This is a genomic window from Plantactinospora sp. B5E13 (assembly GCF_039871775.1).
In the GTDB taxonomy this organism is placed as follows: domain Bacteria; phylum Actinomycetota; class Actinomycetes; order Mycobacteriales; family Micromonosporaceae; genus Plantactinospora.
The window spans coordinates 54167-75248 of the sequence record NZ_JBDPLT010000013.1; the positions used below are offsets into that span (position 1 = coordinate 54167).

A 21082-nucleotide genomic window follows, 5' to 3' on the forward strand; every position below is an offset into this window, starting at 1 on the left:
GAGCTGCGGTTCCGGCCTCCGGGTGACCGGCGGCGGCGCGGTCGGGGGTACCCGCCGGTTGCGGAAAGCTCCTAAGATAGATCTCTGTCTAGGCCTTGTGGCTCGACGTCGGTACGGTCGTGCCTCTGGAAGGGCTGGTGGCGTTATGTCCGACGACCAAAACCAAGCCCAACCAACCGATGGCCGCCGGCGGGGGCTGAACTGGCAGCGGATCGGGGCGGTCGCCGGTGGCGCCGTGGCGTTGCTGGTGGCTGTCGGGGCCTGGGTGGTCCCGGAACCACTGGACCTGGTCTGTGACTTGACCGGTCACCGCCCGCCTGGCTGCAACGACGTGCCCGGCGACTATCTCGGCGAGTGGACCGGCACCGAAACCTGCCATTTTGCCTGCGTGCGGTCGGAGTACCAGCTGACCCTGACGATCCGCCGCGGACAGGTGGACGCGCCGGTGGTGACCAGCCGGTCCAGCGCGGGTGAGAGTGCGCTGTGCGAATCGTCCTGGGTCCTCAAGCGAGCTGGCGACGACGCACTGGAGCTGTACGTCGAACACAGCCGTTTTGTCGGCGCAAAGGACCATCCTGGGGAGCCGGTCGGCTGCCCAAGCGATCTCACCGTCTGGCTTCATCGGACCGAGCAGTCCGCGCTAAAGGTCGAGATCCGGTCCGGAAGCGACGACGGGCTGTGGGTACCGCCAGGGACCCTGTTGTTCACGGCGACCCTACAGAAGCAGTGAGACCTGTCGGATCCTGCGCTTCGAACCGACGTAAACAAACCTGTCGCCACCTGTTCCGGTGCAATCCCTGCGGCGTCTCCGGCTGCGATTGCCGGTACGAACGCTGAGGGCGCGCCGACCGTTTCGGTCGACGCGCCCTCAGACGCTTTGTTCAGTTGTCGTGACTGTTGCCGATCAGGCGGTGAAGGTCACCCGGCGACGACGGGCCACGATGTAGAGCACCACACCGGCACCGAGCAGCAGCACGGCGCCAGCCGCGATGCCACCGGCGGCGGCACCGGTCAGCGGCAGGTCACCCTCGCCACCGCCACCACCCGGCGTGCAGTCCTCGGGCTTCTCGTAGGCGAGCGGGTCGCCGTCGATGCCGTCACCGCTCGGGGTGATGACCAGGCCTTCCTTAGCCGGGAAGGTGACGCTGCCGGTCTTGCCCGGCTCGACGGTGAGGGTCTGAGCCTCACCCTCGTTGGGGGTGAGGACGATGCTGACCGTCTCGTCGGTCGGGTTCTCCACCGTGATGATCACCTCGTCACAGGTGAACTCGTAGGTGCCGACCGGCTCCACCGGCTCGGGCGTCGCCGACGGGGTCGGCTCCGGGGTCTGGGTGGCCGGCGGGGTCGTCGGCGGGGCGGTCGTCGGCGGCGTGGTCGGCGGCTCCGTGGCCGGCGGGGTCGTCGGCGGGGCGGTCGTCGGCGGGGTGGTCGGCGGCGGGGTGGTCGGCGGGGTCTTCTTGCAGAAGCCCTTGTCGACCGCCTTCACCGTGCGCTCTTCGGTGATGATCCGCTTGTCGCGCTTCCACTGCGCCTCGACCGTCAGGTTCTTGGCGAGCGCCTGGCTGTTGGCCGCGGTGCGGGTTTCGGTGCCGCTGAGCGGGGCGCTGGGGTCACCCTTCGCCGGGAGGGTGGCACCGACCTGGATCGCGCCGACGGCTCCGGGCAGCACCTTGGTAATGGTGCCCGGGATCGTTTCGCTGTTGTAGACCGTCCAGGTGAACTCGTAGTTGTTGCTTCCCTTGACCAGGCAGTACTTGCCGTAGATCTCGGGGTGGTGGGCACTCGCCGGGGCAGCGAACGCCATGACGCCGGCGGCACCGATCAGTGCGCCGGCGGCGATGGCGATGGCGCGCCGCATCGGGGACTTTGGACGGATCACGCGTGCTCCTGAGGGATAGGGCGTCACGACAAGACGTGAAAGGGGCGGTGAGAGGGGCGTCGGTAATGGCGCGCGACCCTGCGAAAAACCGCCCTCCGACGTCTCAGGCCGGCAAACCGCAGCCGGCACAGCGCCAGACCTTATCGATTGCGGTGGTACGAGAACACCTTTCAGGTCTTACTAACGATGATGTTGTAAAGTCGAGATGATTGATACACGGCAAGTAACTGACATATCTCCCTGCGTGTGCTCGCCGTGGCTCTTTGTCGGATCTTGCTTGTCTGACTGGCCAACCAATCTGGTGCGGGTGGCCGGTTATCCGCCTGGCCGGCCGGTTATCCGCCTGGCCCGGCCGTTTCCTGACCGGCCCGGAGCGGCCGGGGAACCGTCGCGTAGCGTCGGGGCGTGCGTGGGGAGGGGAAATGACCCGGATCGTCGCCGGGGTGTTCGGAGGTCGACGGATCTCCGCGCCGCCGGGCTCGTCGACCCGGCCGACCAGTGACCGGGTCCGGGAGGCGTTGTTCAACGCGATCGAGGCGAGTTTCGACCTCGACGGGGCCCGCTTCGCCGACCTCTACGCCGGTTCCGGCGCGATCGGCCTGGAGGCGCTGTCCCGGGGCGCCGCCCAGGTGCTGCTCGTCGAGTCCGACGCCCGGGCCGCCCGGGTGATCCGGGAGAACCTCCGCGCACTGCGCCACCCCACCGACCCGGCGACCGGCACCGCCCGACTGGTGACCGGCAAGGTCTCCCAGGTCCTCGCCACCTCGCCCGAGGACGGCCCGTACGACGTGATCTTCGCCGATCCGCCGTACGCCGTACCGGACGCGGAGCTTGTCGCGGTGCAGGAGGCGCTGGTCGGCAACGGCTGGCTGACCGGGGACGCCCTGGTCGTGCTGGAGCGGTCGAGTCGTACCGACCCGGTCACCTGGGTGCGGGGACTCACTGCACAGCGATGTCGCCGTTACGGTGAGACCACTCTTTGGTACGGTCGCCGATCATGAGACGCGCGGTCTGCCCTGGCTCGTTCGATCCCGTCACCAACGGCCACCTCGACATCATCGGTCGGACGAGCCGGTTGGCCGACGAGGTGATCGTCGGCGTGCTGATCAATGAGTCCAAGCGTGGACTGTTCACCGTCGACGAGCGGATCGACATGCTCCGCGAGGTGACCGCCGGCTACGGCAACGTACGGGTCGCCTCGTTCCAGGGGCTGCTGGTCGACTTCTGCAGGGCGCAGGAGGCCATGGTGGTGGTCCGGGGCCTGCGCGCGGTCAGCGACTTCGACTACGAGCTGCAGATGGCCCAGATGAACATCGGGCTGGCCGGGGTGGAGACCCTCTTCATGCCGACCAGTCCGGCGTACTCGTTCCTCTCCTCGAGCCTGATCAAGGACGTGGCGAAGTGGGGTGGCGACGTCTCGCCGCACGTACCGGACGTGGTCCGGGAGCGGCTGCGGGAGCGGCTGGTCCGACCGGGGTCCTGACCCCCGGCGCCGACCCGCCGGGTGAACCGGCTGGCTCCCGACGCGGTGACCAGCGGTTCGGGTACGGCGACGCGCCGTGCCCGGGGTGATCAGACCCCGGTTCGCGCCCGCACCGCATCATGGGTTGAGCAACAACCCGGTCCGACACCCCATCATGTATGTCGACCGAAGTAACGACGGGAGTGAGGTACCGGTGGACCCGCTCGATCGCATAGACGAGATCATCGCCATGGTGGAGACGGCGCGTTCCGTCCCGATGTCCCGCAACAACGCCATGGTCGACCGCGCCGAGATGATCGGTGCCCTTGAGGAACTGCGCGTCGAACTTCCGGTTGACCTGCGCCGGGCGGCGGCGCTGCTGGAGGAACGCGACAAGATCGTGGACGCCGGCAAGCGCGAGGCGGACCGGATCATCAGCGAGGGCGAGGCGGAGCACGCCCGGCTGGTCTCGGTGAACGAGATCACGGTCTCCGCCGAGCACGAGGGTGCCCGGATCATCGCCGAGGCCCGGGCCGAGGCCCAGCGGCTCCGGGAGGAGGTCGACGACTACGTCGACACCGCGCTGGCCAACTTCGAGCAGTTCCTGACCCGGGCGCTCGCCTCCATCGAGCGCGGCCGGGACAAGATGCACGCCCTGCGGGAGATCGGTACGTTCGTGGGGGAGGAGAACGAACGACCGTTGCCGTTCTGACCCCGCCCGTCCGGTTCGCCGCCGCCGGACGCCCCGGCCGGATCCGCCGGATGTCCCCGGGGATGCCCGGGACGTCCCCGGCGAGTGCGCCGGAACGTCCCGGTCGACACCTTCGTCCCGCCCGGAACAACCCACCCGTACGCCCCCGGTTCGACGGTAAGCCTGCTGCTCAGGTAACCTGCTTTGTCGGCCGCGCACAGGCCGGAGTCTGACTATGCCCAAACATCTGCCGACCCACCTCGATCCCAGGTCGCCCCTGGTCCTCGACACGACGGACCTGCCGCGCCGACCTGGTGTTCTGCGTACGGTCGAACGGACGGTGCCGGCACCGGCGGACCTCGGCGTGGAGCTGATCGGCGTGCCGGAGGGCGCGGACCTGAGCCTCGACCTGAGGCTCGAGTCGGTGTCCGAGGGTGTACTCGTCACCGGGACCGCCTCCGGTCCCGTCGAGGGCGAGTGTGGCCGCTGTTTGCGCCCGATCACGGACTCGGTGGTCGTCCCGATCCAGGAGCTGTACGCCTACCAGCACAGCGCCACGGACGAGACCGCCGACGAGTTCGAGGTCGGCCGGATGGAGGGCGACCTGATCAACCTGGAGCCGGCGCTCCGGGACGCGGTGGTGCTCGCACTGCCGACGAACCCGGTGTGCCGCCAGGACTGCCCAGGCCTGTGCCCCGAGTGTGGGGTGCAGTGGGACGAACTGCCGGCTGACCACAGCCACCAGCAGGTCGATCCCCGCTGGTCGGGCCTGTCGCAACTGACCCGTCAAGAAGAGTAGGAAGTACCGTGGCCGTCCCCAAGCGCAAGATGTCGCGCAGCAACACCCGGTCTCGCCGGGCGAACTGGAAGACCACGGCGGTCGCGACCGTGGCCTGCCCGCAGTGCAAGTCGCCGAAGCTGCCGCACGCGGCCTGCAGCGTCTGCGGCACGTACAACGGCCGCCAGGTCATCGAGGTCTGACCCGGACCTCGCGTGACGCCCCCGGCCTCCGGTCGGGCGGCGCACCCGCCCTGGCGACTGCCCGGTGCACCGGCTCCCGCCGACGCCGACCGCTCTTCGACGGTCGACGTTCCCGTGGAGCCGGGCACCGTGCGGATCGCCGTCGACCTCCTCGGCGGGGACGATGCTCCCGCCGTCGTGGTTGACGGCGCTCTGCGGGCGCTCGGCGCCGACCCCGATCTCTCCCTCCTGCTCGTCGGTCCCCCCGAGGTGGCCGACGAGTTGGTCGCTGTGCTCCGCCCGGCCGACCGGGACCGGGTCGCGGTCCGGCCGGTCCGCGACGCCGCGGCGCTGACCGCGAACCCGGCGACCCTCGCCCGGGCCGACAGCACCGTCTCCGCGGCGGTCGCCGCCGTGGTCGAGGGCGCCGCCGACGCCGTCGTCTCCGCCGGGTCGACCGCCGCGACCGTGACCGCCGCCGTGCTCGGCCTGGGCCGCTGGCCCGGCGTACGTCGTCCGGCGCTGGTCGCCACCCTGCCGGCGCTCACCGGCCCGGTGGCGCTGCTCGACGTCGGCGGCTCGTTGGAGGCCAGACCGGCGACCCTGGCCCGGCACGCGGTGCTCGGGGCGGCGTACGTCGCGGTCACCCACGGGCTGCTCCGGCCCCGGGTCGGCCTGCTCTCCATCGGCACCGAGACCGGTAAGGGCGACCGGGCCCGCCGCGCCGCCGACCCCGTCCTGGCCGAGCAGGCGCTGCCGGCCGGCGCCCGCTACGTCGGCCTCGTCGAGGGGTACGACGTCGCCACCGGTGCCCGCGCGGACGTCGTCGTCACCGACGGTTTCACCGGCAACGTCCTGCTCAAGGGGATCGAGGCCGCGTACCTGATGGCCGGTGGGCCACCGGCCAGCGGCGGGGCGCCCCGGGCCGCCGCCCTGCTGGGCGTGGCCGGCACCGTGGTGGTCGGCCACGGCGCCGCCCGGGACGACGACGTCGCCTCGGGCATCGCACTCGCCGCCCATCTCCACCGCCGCCGGGCGGTTCCGGCGATCTCCGCGCTGCTGACCGGGTTGACCGCCAACAGCCACATCACCGACACCGAGGTAACGGCATGACCAAGGACAAGCGGCGGCGACCGCCGGTGACCCACCTGGAGGCGGCGTTCGGAGTCGCCTTCGACCCGGAACTGCTGGAGAGAGCCCTCACCCACCGGTCGTTCGCGTACGAGAACGGTGGCCTGCCGACCAACGAGCGGCTGGAGTTCCTCGGCGACTCGGTACTCGGTGTCGTGATCACGAGTGCCCTCTTCCACAACCATCCGGACCTGCCGGAGGGGCAGCTGGCCAAGCTGCGGGCCAGTGTGGTCAACATGCGGGCGCTGGCCGACGTGGCCCGCCGGCTCGGACCGCTCGGGCTCGGGCCGTACCTGCTGCTCGGCAAGGGCGAGGAGAGCACCGGGGGCCGGGACAAGGCGAGCATCCTCGCCGACACCCTGGAGGCGCTGCTCGGCGCGATCTACCTGCAGTACGGGCTGGACACCGCCGCGATCGTCATCCACCGGCTCTTTGACCCGTTGATGGCGGAGTCGGCCGGCCGGGGCGCCGCGCTGGACTGGAAGACCAGCCTGCAGGAGTTGACCGCGGCGCTCGGGCTCGGCGTTCCGGAGTACCGGATCGACGAGGCGGGGCCGGACCACGCCAAGACCTTCACCGCCTGGGTGGTGGTGGCCGGCCGCAAGTACGGCGGCGCCGACGGCCGCAGCAAGAAGGAGGCCGAGCAGCGGGCCGCCGAGGCGGCCTGGCGGACCCTCTCGGAGCCGGCCACGGACCAGGACGCGGAGCAGGGCGCCGGACCGGGACCGGACCGGACCGCAGCCTCGCCGACGGACCCGACCGTCGACCCGACCACGGACCCGACAGTGGTATCGACCGTCGACGCGACCACGGACCCGACAGCGGTATCGACCGTCGACCCGGACGCGGAGCCGGCGGTCGACGGCGGCACCGGACCGGAGGCCGGCACCGGACCCGACGGCGACCCGCGGCCGGCCGGCTGAGCCGGGCACGAACCGAATCCACCATCGACCGGCGGACCGCGTCGCGGGCCGGCCGACCGGCCGACCGACGCTGACAGGAGGCACGTATGCCCGAACTGCCCGAGGTGGAGACGGTCCGGGACGGTCTGGCCCGCTGGGTGACCGGCCGGCGGATCGGTGCCGTCGAGGTACGTCATCCGCGTGCCGTCCGCCGGCACATCGCCGGACCGGAGCACTTCGCCGCCGTACTGACCGGGCGGACGATCCTGGGCGCCCGGCGCCGGGGCAAGTACCTCTGGCTGCCGCTGGACAGCGGTGACGCACTCGTCGGGCACCTCGGGATGTCCGGGCAGCTGCTGGTCCAACCGGCCGGGGCCGCCGACGAGACACACCTGCGGGTCCGGTTCACCCTCGACGACGAGGGCGGTTCGCAGCTGCGCTTCGTCGACCAGCGCACCTTCGGCGGCCTCTCCGTCTCCGAGGGCGGGGCGGTGCTGCCCGCCGAGATCGCGCACATCGCCCGGGACCCGATGGACCCGGAGTTCTCCGACTCCGACTTCGTCACCGCGGTACGCCGACGGCGTACCGAGATCAAGCGGGCGCTGCTCGACCAGACCCTGATCTCCGGGGTCGGCAACATCTACGCCGACGAGGCGCTGTGGCGGGCGAAGCTGCACGGGGCCCGGCCGACCGAGGCACTCACCGGGCCGGCGATCACCCGGCTGCTCGGACACGTCCGGGACGTGCTCGGCGAGGCGATCGCCCAGGGCGGCACCAGCTTCGACGCGCTGTACGTGAACGTCAACGGGGAGAGCGGCTACTTCGACCGGGAACTGAACGTGTACGGCCGGGAGGGGCTGCCGTGCCGCCGCTGCGGAGCCCCGATCCGCCGGGAGCCGTTCATGAACCGGTCGTCGTACAGCTGCCCGCGCTGCCAGCCGCGCCCGCGGGCGGTACGCCCACCGACCCCCTGATCGGCTGATCGACCTGACCGGCTGACCGGCTGATCCGCCGGCCCGGTCAGGTCGGGCAGACCTCCCGCCCGGCGTCGAGACCACGATCCTTGCGGATCGAGGTGAAGCCGTAGCCGAGCGTCGTGGTGCAGAACTCGTCGGTGGTCGAGTCGTACTCGACGTGGAACACCGTCTTACCCGCCTCGACGAACGGCAGCAGCCGCTGGCACTCCGTACGCCGGAAGCACTCCTCGGTGACCGCGAAGTCGAAGTACGGCTCCAGGGCCAACGCCTGCTCGACGTCGTTGGTCAGTCCGGGGGCGAGCTGGTGCTCGCGGGCCAGCGCGGCCACCCGGCGGTTGAAGGTGAGCTGGTCGTCGAAGGTCAACGGGAACCCGGACCGGTGCCGGTAGCCGTCCATCCCGACCGGCAGCAGGGCGACGAAACCCTTGCCCCGGCACAGTCGGAACCGGTCGGCCAGCACCGGTTCCAGCACCGACCAGCGTCGGATGTCCAGCCAGCGTCCACCCGGGGCGCCACCCGACTGTCCGGGCACCCGGACCCGTCCACCGAGTACGTCGGCCGGGAACCGTCCGGCGTCGGGACGCGACTCCTGGTGGATGCCGACCTCGACGTGGCACATCAGCCGTCGGTCGGCGGCCCGGAGCCGTCGGGCCTCGTCCAGCGCGGTCCGGAAGACGTCGAGCGCGTACACCTGGGCCTCGACGCCCGGGTCGAGCGGACCGGTCAGCTGCCACTGCCAGCTCGGGGCGGGGCCGCCTGGCCAGGGTGGGACCGGTGCCGACCGGTTCGGCAGGTACCGGCATCCGGCGCCGGGGACCAGCAGGCCGAGGACGAGGAGCAGGCCGAGGGCGCGACGTGGCCGGCCGGTGACCGGTCCGCGGTCGGCCGGGGGTCGGCGCCGGACACGGGGCCATCGGATCGGGCCGCCTCGGCCCGGCACGTCAGTGGGCTGCGGTGGTCACCGGCCGCGCACCTCCTCGTCCTGGAAAACGAGGCAGCCGGCGGCGGAGGAACGGCCCTGGTCCGGCCCGGGTACCACCGCGTGCCGTGCCGGGTCAGGCGGTGGAACCGAAGACCTGGGTCCAGTACAGTCGCCCGTCGGCGCCGGTGGCCACCCCGACCCCCATCGCCTTCGCGTCGCAGTTGAGGATGTTGGCGCGGTGTCCGGAGCTGTTCATCCAGCCGTCCATCACCGCGGCGGCGGTCGGATAGCCCATCGCCACATTCTCGCCGATCGGGCTGGCGTAGCCGGCCTCCCGGGCCCGCTCGACGAAGTCGCTGCCGTCGCTGCCGGTGTGCGACATGTTGGTGTGTTCGCCCTGGTCCTGGCTGTGCAGCCGGGCCGCCTCGGCGAGCTGGCTGTTCATCACCACCGGGTCGCAGCCGTTCGCGGTGCGCTCCCGGTTGACGATCTCCAGCACCTGGGCCTCCCGGCTGTCCGCGCCCGGATTCGCCCTGGTCGGCGTCTTCGTGGCGGTGCGGCGCGGGGTCGGGCTGGTGGTCCGGGGCCGGGTGGTGTTGGGGGTGGCCCGGGGTTTCGGGCTGGGCCGGGTGGTGCTGGGAACCGGGCTGGGTGTGGTGGTCTCCGCGTCAACCCCGGTGGGTGACGTCTCCGGGACCGTCGTTCCGTCCGACGGCTCGACGGCCGTGTCCGGGGCCGGCTGTTCCGCGCCGACGCGGGGCGCGCTGGTCAGGGCCGGTGGAAGTAGGGCCGCGCCGACCCCGAGCAGGCCCAGCAGCGCGGTGACGGCGAGCCCCAGGCCGATCGGACCCCGCAGCCCGCCCTGCCGGCGGTGCCGGCCGCTGTGCCGGTTGTCCGCCCCGTCGCCGTTCCGGCCTCCCCCTCGTCCGCTGTTCCGGCTTCCCGGCCGGGCGCCGCCCGGGCGCCGACGATCCGTGCTCCGGCTGTCCGGTCGGCTCCGGGTCGGTTCCGCGGTCGCGCCGGCCCGGACCCGTCGGGACGGTACGTCGTCGTCCCACTCCGGGCCCAGTTCGAAGAAGCCCAGCTCCGCCGGGTGCTCTCCCCGCGAGGACGGCTGCCCGGCGCGGGAGGGTGGGTGCTCTTCCCACGAGGACGGGTGCCCCTGATCCGGCGGGCCGGGCCAGCCGGCGTCCTCGTCCCGGTCGATCGGGTCGTTCCACCCGTGCACGTTCCACGCCTCCCACACAGCCCCGGTCACCGATCGGGTCGATCAGGGCTGTCATTCGTCGGATTCCGGACGTCGTCCGTCGGACCCTCGCGGTCCCCTGGCCGACCCGGGCCTTCGACAGTCACCCGCGATCGCCGTCGTCCGGACGCTACGCGGGGGCTCTGGCCTGGGGCAACGCGGCTAAGGAAGATATAAGACGGGGTGCGACCAGGGTCACCTGGCCGTTGGCCAGGGGCGATACCCGAACGGACATCGACTGTCGATACACTCGGCCAGGGCCGGACAGCGACCTGGTTCGTGCCCATGACAGCCTCCGGTCCGGCGAGCGGCCGACGACACACATGCCGGATACCCGGTGGAGCTTGACTCAGCCGGGACATCGGCACACTATGTAAGTGTCGCCAGTCGCGCCCGACCATGCCCCCGTTCTGTTTGCGGGCAGGCAGTCGCGTACGAGTTGGGCGCGCGTTGGCCGGCCTTTCCGGCAGCGCATTACAAGGAGACGATATGGCGAAGGCCCTCTACGGCCACGTCGGCGCGGCGCCAGACCGGCGTCTTCTCGACGAGGTCACCCGACTGCGTGCCAGGGTACAGGCACTGGAGTTCGAGACAACGCGGTTGCGTGCCGAGAACGATCGGCTCGCGGCGGCGGTCGCCGAGGCAGACGATCTGCTGCGGCTGGCCGAGCCCGCGCTGACCTGACCTCCCGGGCGCCGGGCGACCGGCGCCCCGCCTGAACAACTGAATCGCACCCAGAAATCGCGCGCCGACACATCCGTGGCGGCGCGCAGTTTTGTCCCGGGCCAGGTCGGAGGCGGTCCAGCAGGCCGAACCGTCCGGGGTGATCCGATACGCTGGTCGGCGCGCGCCGGGTCGTGGCCGGCTCCGACCCGGGTTACCCTGCGGGTTGACCAGGGGCCCACCGCAGGCAGCGGACCACGGCGGGGAGCGGACACCGCGGGCCGACCATCCGGGTACGGCACGTCGGACGAGGATAACGAGCGTGTATCTCAAGAGCCTGACGGTGAAGGGCTTCAAGTCCTTCGCCTCCAGCACGACGTTCCGGCTCGAGCCGGGGATCACCTGCGTGGTGGGGCCGAACGGCTCGGGCAAGTCGAACGTCGTGGACGCCATCGCCTGGGTGCTCGGCGAGCACAGCGCCAAGGCGCTGCGGGGCGGCAAGATGGAGGACGTGATCTTCGCCGGCACCGCCGGCCGGGCCCCGCTCGGCCGGGCCGAGGTCACGCTCACCATCGACAACACCGACGGCGCGCTGCCGATCGACTACACCGAGGTGTCGATCACCCGCCGGATGTTCCGTTCCGGCGAGAGCGAGTACGAGATCAACGGCGACTCCTGCCGACTCCTCGACATCCAGGAACTCCTCTCCGACTCCGGCATCGGGCGCGAGATGCACGTCATCGTCGGCCAGGGCCAGCTGGACGCCGTACTGCACGCCAAGCCGGAGGACCGGCGGGCGTTCATCGAGGAGGCGGCCGGCGTACTGAAGCACCGCAAGCGCAAGGAGAAGGCGCTGCGCAAGCTCGACGCGATGCAGGTCAACCTCAATCGGCTGACCGACCTGACCGCCGAGCTGCGCCGCCAGCTCAAGCCGCTGGGCCGGCAGGCCGAGGTGGCCCGGCGGGCCCAGGGCATCCAGTCCGACCTGCGCGACGCCCGGCTGCGGCTGCTCGCCGACGACCTGCACACGCTCCGCACCACGCTGGACAAGGAGATCGCCGACGAGGCGGCGCTGCGGCAGCGGCGGGAGGAGGTCGAGCGGGAACACACCGAGGTGCAGACCCGGCTCGCCGAGCTGGAGGCCGAACTCGCCGAGGAGGCCCCGCTGCTGGCCCGGGCCCAGGACACCTGGTACCAGCTCTCCGCGCTCACCGAACGGTTCCGCTCCACCGAACAGCTCGCCCGGGAACGGCTGCGGCACCTCAGCGCCACCCCGGACGACGAGCGGCCCGGCCGCGACCCGGAGCAGCTCGAGGCGGAGGCCGAGGAGGTACGCGAGCAGGAGGAGGAGCTGCGCGCCGCGCTCACCGAGGACCAGATCCGGCTCGCCGAGGCGGTGGAGAGCCGCCAGCAGCTCGAACGGCAGCTCGCCGAGGCGGAACGGGCCCTGGTCGCCGCCGCGAAGGCGATCGCCGACCGGCGGGAGGGGCTGGCCAAGCTGACCGGCCAGGTCAACTCGGCGCGGGCGCGTACCGGTTCGGCCGCCGAGGAGATCGAACGGCTCGCCGCCGCGCACGCCGACGCCCAACTGCGAGCCGAGGCGGCCCAGGCCGAACTCGACGCGGTCGCGGAGCAGTCCAGCGAGGCGGACCGGGACAACGCGGAACTGGACGCCCGGCACGCCGAGGCGGTCGCCGCCCAGGAGGCGGCGGCGGCGACGGTGCGTACCCTCTCCGACGCGGAACGGGCGGCGGAGAAGGACGCGGCCACCTGGAAGGCCCGCGAGGAGGCGCTGGCCATGGGCCTGCGCCGCAAGGACGGGGCCGGCGCCCTGCTGGCCCGCGCCGACCAGGTCCCGGGGCTGCTCGGCGGCCTGGCCGGGATGCTCACCGTCGCGCCCGGCCACGAGGCGGCGCTGGCCGCCGCGCTCGGCGGCCTCGCCGACGCGGTCGCGGTCGCCGGGGTCGATGAGGCGGCCGAGGCGATGCGCTGGCTGCGGATCTCCGACGCCGGACGGGCCGAGTTCCTGGTCGGCGGCCAGGCCGGGCCGGGCATGATCGGCAGCGCCGACACGCTCCGCCCGGCGCTGCCCGCCGGCGCCCGCTGGGCACCCGATCTGGTCGGCTGTTCCGACGAGGTACGTCCGGCGGTGCACCGGGCGCTGCGCGACGTGGTGCTTGTCGACGACCTGGCGGCGGCGACCCGGGTGGCGGCGACCAACCCCGAGCTGCGGGCGGTCACCCCGGACGGTGACGTGGTCGGCGGCTACGTCGCGGCCGGCGGGTCCGCGAAGGCGCCCAGCTATCTGGAGGTGCAGGCCGCCGTCGAGGAGGCCCGGGCGAACCGGTCCGCCGCCGAGCAGACCAGCGCCGAGCTGCGGGACCAGCTTGCCGCCGCCCGCGAGGAGGTGGCCGACCGGAAGGCGGCGGTCACCGCCGCGGCGGCGGTCAAGCGGGAGGCGGAGGGGCAGCGCAACGCCGCCGCCCGGCGGCTCGCCGAACTCGGCGCCGCGGCCCGCTCGGCGAAGGCCGAGACGGACCGGCTCGCCGAGTCCCGGGACCGCGCCGAACAGGCCCGGGAACGTGACCTGACCAGCCTCGCCGAGCTGGAGGAGCGGCTGCGGCTCGCCGAGGCGACCCCGATCGACGCCGAACCCTCCACCGAGGAGCGCGACGAGATCGCCGCCTACCTGCCACAGGCCCGGCAGAACGAGATGGAGGTCCGGCTCGCGGTCCGTACCGCGGAGGAGCGGGTCGCCTCGATCGCCGGCCGGGCCGACTCGCTGGCCCGGCAGGCCCGGGCCGAACGGGCGGCCCGGGAGCGGGCCGCCGCCCGGCGCGCCGCCCGCGCCCGGGGCGCGACCATCGCCCGGGCCGTCGAGCTCGGCGCCCGGGCGGCGCTGACCCGGCTCGCTGTCTCGCTCGCCGCCGCCGAACAGCACCGCGACGAGCTGGCGAAGGCGCGGTCCGCCCGCGAGGCCGAACTGCAGGAGGTACGCGGGGCGGCCAAGCGGCTCGGCGCCGACCTGGACCGGCTGACCAGCGCGGTGCACCGGGACGAGGTGGCCCGGGCCGAGCAGCGGATGCGGATCGAGCAGTTGGAGGCGAAGGCCGCCGAGGACTTCGCGCTGGACGTGGAGACGCTGATCGCCGAGTACGGCCCGCGGCAGCCGGTCCCGCCGACCCAGGCGGAGGTCGCCGCCGCCGAACGGGACGGCCGACCGGCGCCGGAACCGGTGCCGTTCGAACGGCCGGTGCAGGAGAAACGGGCGGCGAAGGCGGAACGCGAACTGGCGCTGCTCGGCAAGGTGAACCCGCTGGCCCTGGAGGAGTTCGCCGCGCTGGAGGAGCGCTACAAGTTCCTCTCCGAACAGCTGGAGGACCTCAAGGCGACCCGGCGGGACCTGCTCACCGTGGTCAAGGACGTCGACGACCGGATCCTGGAGGTCTTCGCCAGCGCGTACGCCGACACCGCGAAGGAGTTCGAGCAGGTCTTCACCGTGCTCTTCCCCGGCGGGGAGGGGCGGCTGGTGCTGACCGACCCGGACGACCTGCTCACCACCGGGGTCGAGGTCGAGGCCCGCCCACCGGGCAAGAAGATCAAGCGCCTGTCGCTGCTCTCCGGCGGCGAGCGGTCGCTGACCGCGGTCGCCATGCTGGTCGCGATCTTCCGGGCCCGACCCAGCCCGTTCTACATCATGGACGAGGTGGAGGCGGCGCTCGACGACGTGAACCTCGGCCGGCTGATCACCCTGATGGCCCAGTTGCGGGCGAAGAGCCAGTTGATCATCATTACCCACCAGAAGCGGACGATGGAGGTGGCCGACGCCTTGTACGGCGTGACCATGCGCAACGGCGTCACCCAGGTGATCAGCCAGCGGCTCGGCAACGAGGAGGACTGATGCGGCGGGAACGGCCGACGGCACTGCTGGTCGACCTGGACGGCGTACTGCGACGCTGGGATCCGGAGGTGGCCGCCGAGGCGGAACGCCGGCACGGCCTGCCGGTCGGCGCGCTGGTCGAGGTCGCGTTCGACTGGCCACTGCTGCGGGCGGCGGTCACCGGGCAGCTCAGCCACGCCGAGTGGATGACCGCCGTGGTCGACCGGCTCACCGAGCGGGCCGGTGGCCGGGAGAGCGCCCAGGCGGCGGTTGACGAGTGGCAGGCGTACCGGGGCGAGGTGGACCCGGACGTACTGGCGCTGGCCCGGGACGCCCGGGCGGCCGGCGTACGCGTCGGACTCGCCACCAACGCCACCGACCTGCTCGACGCCGACCTCAAACTGCTCGGGCTGACCGACGAGGTCGACGCGGTGGTCAACTCGTCGAGGCTCGGCGTGCACAAGCCGGCGAAGGAGTACTTCCCGCAGGCGTGCCTGGCGGTCGGCGCCCCGCCGGCCCGGGTGCTCCTCGTGGACGACGACGACCGGTCGGTACGCGGGGCCCGGGCCGCCGGGCTGTCGGCGTACCGGTGGAACGGGCCGGACGACCTGCGTTACCTGCGGGCGGCGCTGGCGCTCTGACCGACGCGGTGCCGCTGTGATGCCCGAGCCGGCGACGGTCGGGCAGCACAGCGGTCGCGCGCGATGGCGGCTCAGTCCTCCAGCGTGGGCTTCCCGATTAGATCAACGTGTGACTCGAAGCGCCGTCCTGAGCGTCATGCTGCTTCACCGGCACTACAGCTAGCTGTACCTCATCTCCGGTGGTAGGCGGTATCGGCCCAGGCTGCCGCCGTTCCTAGCATCGGACGGCATGAGATCCAAGAGGGCCCGGTCGAGACGGCGCGGCCCGCACGCTGGGACCACCGCGACCGGCTCGCTGCAGAATCCGGCGATGCCGGCAGTTGGGGTATCACCCTACGCGGTGCGTTTGGAGTCGGTATCGAAGGAGTACGGGTCGGGCAAGAACGCGGTACGGGCTCTCGACGCGGTGACAGCCGACTTCCCGCACGGTACGTTCACCGCCGTCATGGGCCCGTCCGGGTCCGGCAAGAGCACATTTCTGAACTGCGCGGCCGGTCTGGACCGGCCGACGTCGGGCCGGGTCATGCTGGGTGACACGGAGCTGTCCAGCCGGTCGGAGACCGAGTTGACCGAGCTGCGACGGGACCGGGTCGGGTTCGTCTTCCAGGCGTACAACCTGCTGGGGGCGCTGACCGTCGAGGAGAACGTCACGCTGCCGCTGCGGCTGGCGGACCGGAAGACCGACCAGGCGTTCCTGCGAGAAGTGCTCACCGCGGTCGGCCTCGGCGAGCACGTCACGCGGCGGCCGAGCGAACTGTCCGGCGGTCAGCAGCAGCGAGTCGCGGTCGCCCGTGCACTGATCACCCGCCCGGAGGTAGTGGTCGCGGACGAGCCGACCGGAGCGCTGGATACCCGGTCCAGCAGGCAGGTTCTGGAACTGCTGCGACACGTCGTGAACGACATGGGCCAGACGGTGCTGATGGTCACCCACGACCCGGTCGCCGCCTCCTTCGCCGACTCGGTCGTGTTCCTCGCCGACGGCAGGATCGCGGGCGAGCTGACCCGACCCACTCCGGAGCAGGTGGCGTCGCACATGACGCACCTGGGGGAGTGGTGATCCGGCGCATCCGGCGGCTGGTCCACCTTGTGGTGCCGTACCGCAAAGATCTGTCGCTGGCGTGGAGCACGATCAAGGGGCGCAAGGGCGGCTTTGTCGGCTCGTTCATCGCGATCGCCGCGGGCTCGGCGGTGATCACCGCCTGCGGGACGCTGCTGGTGTCCGGGCTAGGCACCGGGGTGACCCCCGAGCGCTACTCGGGGACGGCGGTGGTCCTCGGCGCTCAGCAGTCGTTCTGGCTGGACGAGTCCGCCGAGGTCCGCTACAGCGAGCGCGTCACGCTGCCCGCCGACAAGGTCGCCGCCGTCGCCGCGGTGCCCGGTGTGCAGTCGGCCATCGGAGACGTCAACGTCGAGGTCAGCGTGCTGACCTCGGACGGCGACGCGGTGGCTGGCCCGGACGGCTTCCCGGTGTTCGGGCACGGCTGGTCCGCAGCGGCGCTCGCGCCGTTCCTGGTCCGCGAGGGCCGCGCACCCGCCGCGCCCGACGAAGTCGTGCTCGACGCCGACCTCGCCGCGCGCGGCGAGGTGTCGCTCGACGCGACGGTGCGCCTCGTGGTCGGCTCGATCCCGTCGTCCTACCGCGTGGTGGGCATCACCGTCGCGCCGGGAGATGGGTTGGACCGGCAGTCCGCCGTGTTCGTCACCGATGCCCAGGCGACCAAGCTGTCCGGCCGTCCGGACCGGGTGGACGCCATCGGTGTGCTCGCCGCGCCCGGTGTCACACCGGATCAGTTGGCCGAGCGCATCATGATCGCTGTGCCGGGCGTGGTGGCCCACACCGGCGTGGGACGCGGCGACGTGGAGTTCCTGGACGTGGGCGACGCCCGCAGCCTGGTAGTCGAGACGGCGGCGTCGTTCGGCGGCACCATGGTGCTGATCGTGGTGTTCGTGGTGGCCAGCACCCTCGCCCTGTCGGTGCGGCAGCGCAGGCGCGAACTGGCCCTGCTGCGCGCCATCGGCGCGACGCCTAAGCAGATCCACTGGATGATCGGTGCTGAGATGACCCTGGTGTCGTCGGTGGGCGCCGTGGTCGGTGCGGTTCCCGGTGTCGCGATCGCGTTCGTGATGCGCGGCGTGTTCGTCCTCGCGGACGCGATGCCCCCGGACTTTCAGATGCGGGTGGGGTTGTTGCCCGTCCTGGCCTCGCTGGTGCTGTGTATGACCAGCGCCCGGCTTGCCGGCTGGCTGGTGGCGCGACGGGTGGCCAAGGTCAGCCCGGTCGAGGCGCTCGGAGACGCCGCGGTCGAGCCCAAGAGGCTCGGCTGGGTCCGGTTGACCATCGGCGTCCTACTCATCCCGCTCGGGCTGCTGTTGACCTTGGGCAACGTCGCGTCGCCAGGCGACTCGGCCGCCGACACCGCGGGGAGCGCGGTCCTGCTGTTTGTCGTAGCGCTCGGGTGTCTTGGACCCCTGCTGTTTCGAGGCGCCATCGTGCTGTTCGGCTCGCGCCTGAACCGGCAGTCCACGGCCAGCGGCTTCCTCGCCCAGGCCAACGCGCGGGCCAACTCGCAGCGGCTCAGTTCGGCCACCATGCCGCTGGCCATGGGCGTGACCCTGGCCGCTGTGCAGGTGTTCGGCGCCTCCACGACGATCGCGGGGGCGCAGCACCAACTCGAGGACGGCCTGCGGGCCGACCACGTGCTGACCGCGTCGTCCGGAGCCGGAGTGTCCCCGGAGGTCGTGGACGCCGTGCACGACGTGCCCGGCGTCACCGTGGCGACGCCGGTGGCACGGATGCAGGTGCTGTTGACCTTCCCGTCCGAGGACAGCACCGCGACCAAGGTCTTCGCCGCCCAGGGCGTGGCGCCCGAACGGCTCTCCGAAACCATGGACCTCGCGGTCGACCAGGGCGACATCGCGGAACTGCGGGGCGAGGCGGTGGCGCTGAGCCGGGTCGTCGCGCAGACCGTCCGGGCGAAGGTCGGCGGGACGATCGAGCTGCGGCTCGGCGACGGCACGGTGGTCAAGCCACGGGTGGTGGCGATCTACGAAAACGGTTTGGGCTTCGGAGATGTCACCCTGCCCAACGACCTCGTCGTCGCCCACACCACCGCGCGGGTGGACACCGCGGTGCTGATCAGATCGGTGGACGGGACCGACCCGGAGGCGCTCGCCGGCGCGCTGCGTGGCGCCGTCGCGCGTTACCCGACGGTCCAGATCGGCGACCGGCAGACGTTCCTGGCCGCACCCGGGTCCGGCGGCTCGGGTGACTGGGCGCTGAACCTGCTGTTCCAGACGGTACTGCTGGGCTACATCGCCATCGCCGTGGTGAACACTCTCGTGATGGCCACGACGGCGCGGGTCCGCGAGTTCGCGATGCTGCAACTCATCGGCGCCCGCCGAGACCAGGTCCGCGCAATGATGAACGGCGAGGCCAGACTCGTGGTCTTTTCGGCACTGCTGTTCGGCTTGCTCGCGGCGATCCCGCCGCTGATCGGCATCAGCCTCGGACTGACGAAGTCGCCCGTTCCCAACATCTCCCTCGCCGGGCTCATCGCGATCGTGACGCTCACCATCGCACTCTCCTGGGGTGCGATCAGGATAGCCACCCGGTACGCGATGCGACCCGCGCCGGTCGACGCGATCGGCGTCCGCGAGTGATCGACGACAGAGACGGGGCCAGATCAGCGACCGCTCATCTGGCCCGCGGCGTTGAGGTAGGCAAGGACGGCGAGGACGCGGCGATGGCCGCTGTCGGTCACGGCGAGGCCGAGCTTGGCGAAGATGTTGCCGATGTGCTTGTGGACAGCGTTGTCAGTGATGACCAGCTGCGTAGCGATCGCGTTGTTGTCGTGACCCTGTGCCATCAACGCGAGCACCTCGCGTTCGCGGGGGGTGAGAGCGGCGATCGGGTTGCCGGCGCGTTGGACGAGCTGCGCGATGACCTCGGCATCCATTGCGGTACCACCGGCCGCAACACGGCGTAGCGCGTCGACGAACCCGTCCACCCGGCTGACCCGGTCCTTCAGGAGATAGCCGACGCCACCTCCGGCGGTGGAGAGCAGCTCGGCGGCGTACTGCTGCTCGACGTACTGCGACAACACCAGGACTGGCAGGCCGGGATGCTCCCGGCGGGCCTGCAGGGCGGCTCGGATGCCCTCGTCGCGAAACGAGGGCGGCAGCCGTACATCGACGATCGTGACGTCCGGCCGGTGCTCCCGCACGGCGGCGAGGAAACCCGCCGCATCCTCGGCGACGGCGACTATCTGGAAGCCCACGCGGCCCAGCAGCAGTTCCAACCCGGTGGACAGCAGCACGTTGTCTTCGGCGATCACCACCCGCACGGCAGCTCCACGGTGATGGCCGTCGGCCCGCCGGCCGGGCTGTCGACCTCGACGGTGCCGTCAAGCGCCAGTACCCGGCGACGAATGCCAGCTATGCCGGTGCCCCGCCGATCGTCGGCGCCGCCGGTGCCGTTGTCAGTGACCAGCACCGACAACCGGTCCGCGGTGCGGCTGACCCGTACGCCGGCCGCGGTCGCCTGGCTGTGTTTGGTGACGTTGGTGAGTGCCTCCGCGACAGCGAAGTAGACGACGGCCTCCACGGCGGGCGGCACCCGTTCGAGTTCGCCGATGTCCAGCCGAGTTGGCACCCCGCAGCCGGTGGTCACGGCGGTCAGGGCTCCGTCCAGGCCCCGGTCGGCGAGAATAGGCGGATAGACGGATCGGATCACCTCGCGCAGTTCGGTCATCGCCTCTTCGGTTCCTTCGTGTGCGTCCCGAAGAAGTCCTTCCACGAACTGCTCGTCTCGCGGATGGTCGGAGAACGCCTGCCGGGCCACGGCCAGCCGCATCGCGATGGCCACCAGCCGGGCCTGGGTGCCGTCGTGCAGATCGCGTTCGATCCGGCGCAGCTCCGCGCCGTGAGCGTCGAGCACGTCCGCGCGGGTGCGAGTCAACACAGCTACACGTTCGGCAAGCTGTTCGCTCGTCGAGTGCGACAACACCACCAGGCAGATCCGGGCATGCGCGCGAGCGATCGGCGGGAAGCCCACGTACGCCAACGCGGTGAGCAGGAGGATCTGCAGTGAACCGAGGGTGAGGGCAGTCGTCCAGCCGGCCACCGGAACGTCGATAAACAGCCGTGGTCGATCCTCCAGCCTGAACACCCACCATAGCGGCGTGGCGATCACGGCGACGACGATGTTGCCCACGCACAGCAGCGCGGGCAGGCCAAGCACCACCCCGGTCATCACGTTCACCGGCAGCCACAGCAGGGCGCGGGAGGTACGGACCGTGGCCGCATCGGCCCATGCCCCGCGTCCCGTCGCGCGCAGAGCAGGACGCGACGCCAACGGCGCACCGAGCAGCCGGCCGGCGCGCTCACGGTGCCAGTTCGCCCAGTGCCGGGCGAGCCGCGGGATCCACAGCAGGGGCAGCGCGAGCACCGTCACGACCCCGGAGAGTAGCGAGCCCAGCAGGTACACCCCGCTCCGCCGCACCTGCACCAACCGTCGACCCGACGTCACAGGATGTCGTTTTCCTGTACCCGCCGAGGAAGCTCGCCTTGCCCACACGGCGTCGAGTCTGCCCGGCGGCCACCGCCGATGCCATGACAGTCAGTCAGCGACACAGCAGATCGGTGAGCGATGTAACGAAGATCGCAGCTCAATTGGTTCGGCATCATCCACCGCGATAACCCACAGCGCCAGCCAAACGCGAGCAGGCGA

Annotated in this window: 19 protein-coding genes; 14 read left to right on the top strand and 5 right to left on the bottom strand. The window is 71.6% G+C overall.

Features of this window, described 5'->3' with window-relative positions; all coding sequences use genetic code 11:
• The first annotated feature begins 145 nt into the window (after window positions 1–145).
• Entirely contained in the window at window positions 146–730 is a 585-nt protein-coding gene (locus ABGB05_RS14490) for a hypothetical protein (RefSeq protein WP_347653801.1), read from the top strand.
• Between the two features lie 174 nt (window positions 731–904).
• Here ABGB05_RS14490 and ABGB05_RS14495 read toward each other — a convergent pair whose 3' ends face one another.
• Entirely contained in the window at window positions 905–1879 is a 975-nt protein-coding gene (locus ABGB05_RS14495; RefSeq protein ID WP_347653802.1) for a cell wall anchor protein, read from the bottom strand.
• A gap of 422 nt (window positions 1880–2301) precedes the next feature.
• Between ABGB05_RS14495 and rsmD the strand changes: the two genes are divergently transcribed.
• The 8 genes from rsmD to mutM all read left to right on the top strand — a co-directional run bounded on the left by rsmD (window position 2302) and on the right by mutM (window position 7999).
• Entirely contained in the window at window positions 2302–2880 is a 579-nt protein-coding gene (gene rsmD, locus ABGB05_RS14500) for a 16S rRNA (guanine(966)-N(2))-methyltransferase RsmD (protein ID WP_347653803.1), read from the top strand.
• Window positions 2877–3362 (top strand): pantetheine-phosphate adenylyltransferase, encoded by a 486-nt coding sequence (coaD, locus tag ABGB05_RS14505; protein ID WP_347653804.1) that lies wholly within the window; start codon window positions 2877–2879, stop codon window positions 3360–3362. The genes rsmD and coaD overlap by 4 nt, the downstream gene beginning before the upstream one ends.
• Window positions 3363–3555: 193 nt before the next feature.
• Window positions 3556–4053 (top strand): hypothetical protein, encoded by a 498-nt coding sequence (locus tag ABGB05_RS14510; RefSeq protein ID WP_347653805.1) that lies wholly within the window; start codon window positions 3556–3558, stop codon window positions 4051–4053.
• 214 nt (window positions 4054–4267) lie between these two features.
• The gene (locus ABGB05_RS14515) at window positions 4268–4831 is read left to right on the top strand and encodes a YceD family protein (RefSeq protein WP_347653806.1); all 564 of its coding nucleotides are present in this window, start codon (window positions 4268–4270) and stop codon (window positions 4829–4831) included.
• 8 nt (window positions 4832–4839) lie between these two features.
• Entirely contained in the window at window positions 4840–5013 is a 174-nt protein-coding gene (rpmF, locus tag ABGB05_RS14520) for a 50S ribosomal protein L32 (RefSeq protein WP_192767583.1), read from the top strand.
• 114 nt (window positions 5014–5127) lie between these two features.
• Window positions 5128–6105: a phosphate acyltransferase PlsX gene (locus ABGB05_RS14525; RefSeq protein ID WP_347653910.1), complete on the top strand. Its 978-nt coding sequence runs from the start codon at window positions 5128–5130 to the stop codon at window positions 6103–6105.
• Entirely contained in the window at window positions 6102–7046 is a 945-nt protein-coding gene (rnc, locus tag ABGB05_RS14530) for a ribonuclease III (protein WP_347653807.1), read from the top strand. The genes ABGB05_RS14525 and rnc overlap by 4 nt, the downstream gene beginning before the upstream one ends.
• 86 nt (window positions 7047–7132) lie before the next feature.
• Window positions 7133–7999, top strand: a complete 867-nt coding sequence (gene mutM, locus ABGB05_RS14535; protein ID WP_347653808.1) for a bifunctional DNA-formamidopyrimidine glycosylase/DNA-(apurinic or apyrimidinic site) lyase — start codon at window positions 7133–7135, stop codon at window positions 7997–7999.
• A gap of 46 nt (window positions 8000–8045) precedes the next feature.
• On the opposite strand, the gene ABGB05_RS14540 is transcribed toward mutM, so the two are convergent.
• Window positions 8046–8942 (bottom strand): endo alpha-1,4 polygalactosaminidase, encoded by an 897-nt coding sequence (locus tag ABGB05_RS14540; protein WP_347653809.1) that lies wholly within the window; start codon window positions 8940–8942, stop codon window positions 8046–8048.
• A 115-nt stretch (window positions 8943–9057) separates the two neighbouring features.
• Window positions 9058–10182: a CAP domain-containing protein gene (locus ABGB05_RS14545; protein WP_347653810.1), complete on the bottom strand. Its 1125-nt coding sequence runs from the start codon at window positions 10180–10182 to the stop codon at window positions 9058–9060.
• 477 nt (window positions 10183–10659) lie between these two features.
• Between ABGB05_RS14545 and ABGB05_RS14550 the strand changes: the two genes are divergently transcribed.
• The 5 genes from ABGB05_RS14550 to ABGB05_RS14570 all read left to right on the top strand — a co-directional run bounded on the left by ABGB05_RS14550 (window position 10660) and on the right by ABGB05_RS14570 (window position 19014).
• Complete coding sequence (locus tag ABGB05_RS14550; RefSeq protein ID WP_101370286.1) at window positions 10660–10854, top strand: hypothetical protein; 195 nt, start codon at window positions 10660–10662, stop codon at window positions 10852–10854.
• 301 nt (window positions 10855–11155) lie between these two features.
• Window positions 11156–14734 (top strand): chromosome segregation protein SMC, encoded by a 3579-nt coding sequence (gene smc, locus ABGB05_RS14555; RefSeq protein WP_347653811.1) that lies wholly within the window; start codon window positions 11156–11158, stop codon window positions 14732–14734.
• Window positions 14734–15354: an HAD-IA family hydrolase gene (locus ABGB05_RS14560; protein WP_347653812.1), complete on the top strand. Its 621-nt coding sequence runs from the start codon at window positions 14734–14736 to the stop codon at window positions 15352–15354. Before smc ends, ABGB05_RS14560 begins: the two co-directional genes overlap by 1 nt.
• Window positions 15355–15664: 310 nt before the next feature.
• On the top strand, window positions 15665–16411 hold the full coding sequence (locus tag ABGB05_RS14565) for an ABC transporter ATP-binding protein (protein WP_347653813.1): 747 nt from the start codon (window positions 15665–15667) through the stop codon (window positions 16409–16411).
• Window positions 16408–19014 (top strand): FtsX-like permease family protein, encoded by a 2607-nt coding sequence (locus tag ABGB05_RS14570; protein ID WP_347653814.1) that lies wholly within the window; start codon window positions 16408–16410, stop codon window positions 19012–19014. The genes ABGB05_RS14565 and ABGB05_RS14570 overlap by 4 nt, the downstream gene beginning before the upstream one ends.
• 23 nt (window positions 19015–19037) lie before the next feature.
• On the opposite strand, the gene ABGB05_RS14575 is transcribed toward ABGB05_RS14570, so the two are convergent.
• Both ABGB05_RS14575 and ABGB05_RS14580 read right to left on the bottom strand, forming a co-directional pair.
• Window positions 19038–19697 carry a response regulator transcription factor gene (locus ABGB05_RS14575; RefSeq protein ID WP_347653815.1) on the bottom strand — a complete coding sequence of 220 codons (660 nt, stop codon included), beginning with the start codon at window positions 19695–19697 and terminating at the stop codon, window positions 19038–19040.
• On the bottom strand, window positions 19685–20806 hold the full coding sequence (locus ABGB05_RS14580) for a histidine kinase (protein ID WP_347653816.1): 1122 nt from the start codon (window positions 20804–20806) through the stop codon (window positions 19685–19687). The genes ABGB05_RS14575 and ABGB05_RS14580 overlap by 13 nt, the downstream gene beginning before the upstream one ends.
• Window positions 20807–21082 lie beyond the last annotated feature (276 nt).

Coding starts and splice junctions, on each gene's coding strand:
- ABGB05_RS14550 (WP_101370286.1), top strand. CDS start 10,660: ATGGCGAAGGCCCTCTACGGCCACGTCGGCGCGGCGCCAGACCGGCGT.
- ABGB05_RS14565 (WP_347653813.1), top strand. CDS start 15,665: ATGCCGGCAGTTGGGGTATCACCCTACGCGGTGCGTTTGGAGTCGGTA.
- ABGB05_RS14560 (WP_347653812.1), top strand. CDS start 14,734: ATGCGGCGGGAACGGCCGACGGCACTGCTGGTCGACCTGGACGGCGTA.
- ABGB05_RS14490 (WP_347653801.1), top strand. CDS start 146: ATGTCCGACGACCAAAACCAAGCCCAACCAACCGATGGCCGCCGGCGG.
- ABGB05_RS14515 (WP_347653806.1), top strand. CDS start 4,268: ATGCCCAAACATCTGCCGACCCACCTCGATCCCAGGTCGCCCCTGGTC.
- rsmD (WP_347653803.1), top strand. CDS start 2,302: ATGACCCGGATCGTCGCCGGGGTGTTCGGAGGTCGACGGATCTCCGCG.
- coaD (WP_347653804.1), top strand. CDS start 2,877: ATGAGACGCGCGGTCTGCCCTGGCTCGTTCGATCCCGTCACCAACGGC.
- mutM (WP_347653808.1), top strand. CDS start 7,133: ATGCCCGAACTGCCCGAGGTGGAGACGGTCCGGGACGGTCTGGCCCGC.
- rnc (WP_347653807.1), top strand. CDS start 6,102: ATGACCAAGGACAAGCGGCGGCGACCGCCGGTGACCCACCTGGAGGCG.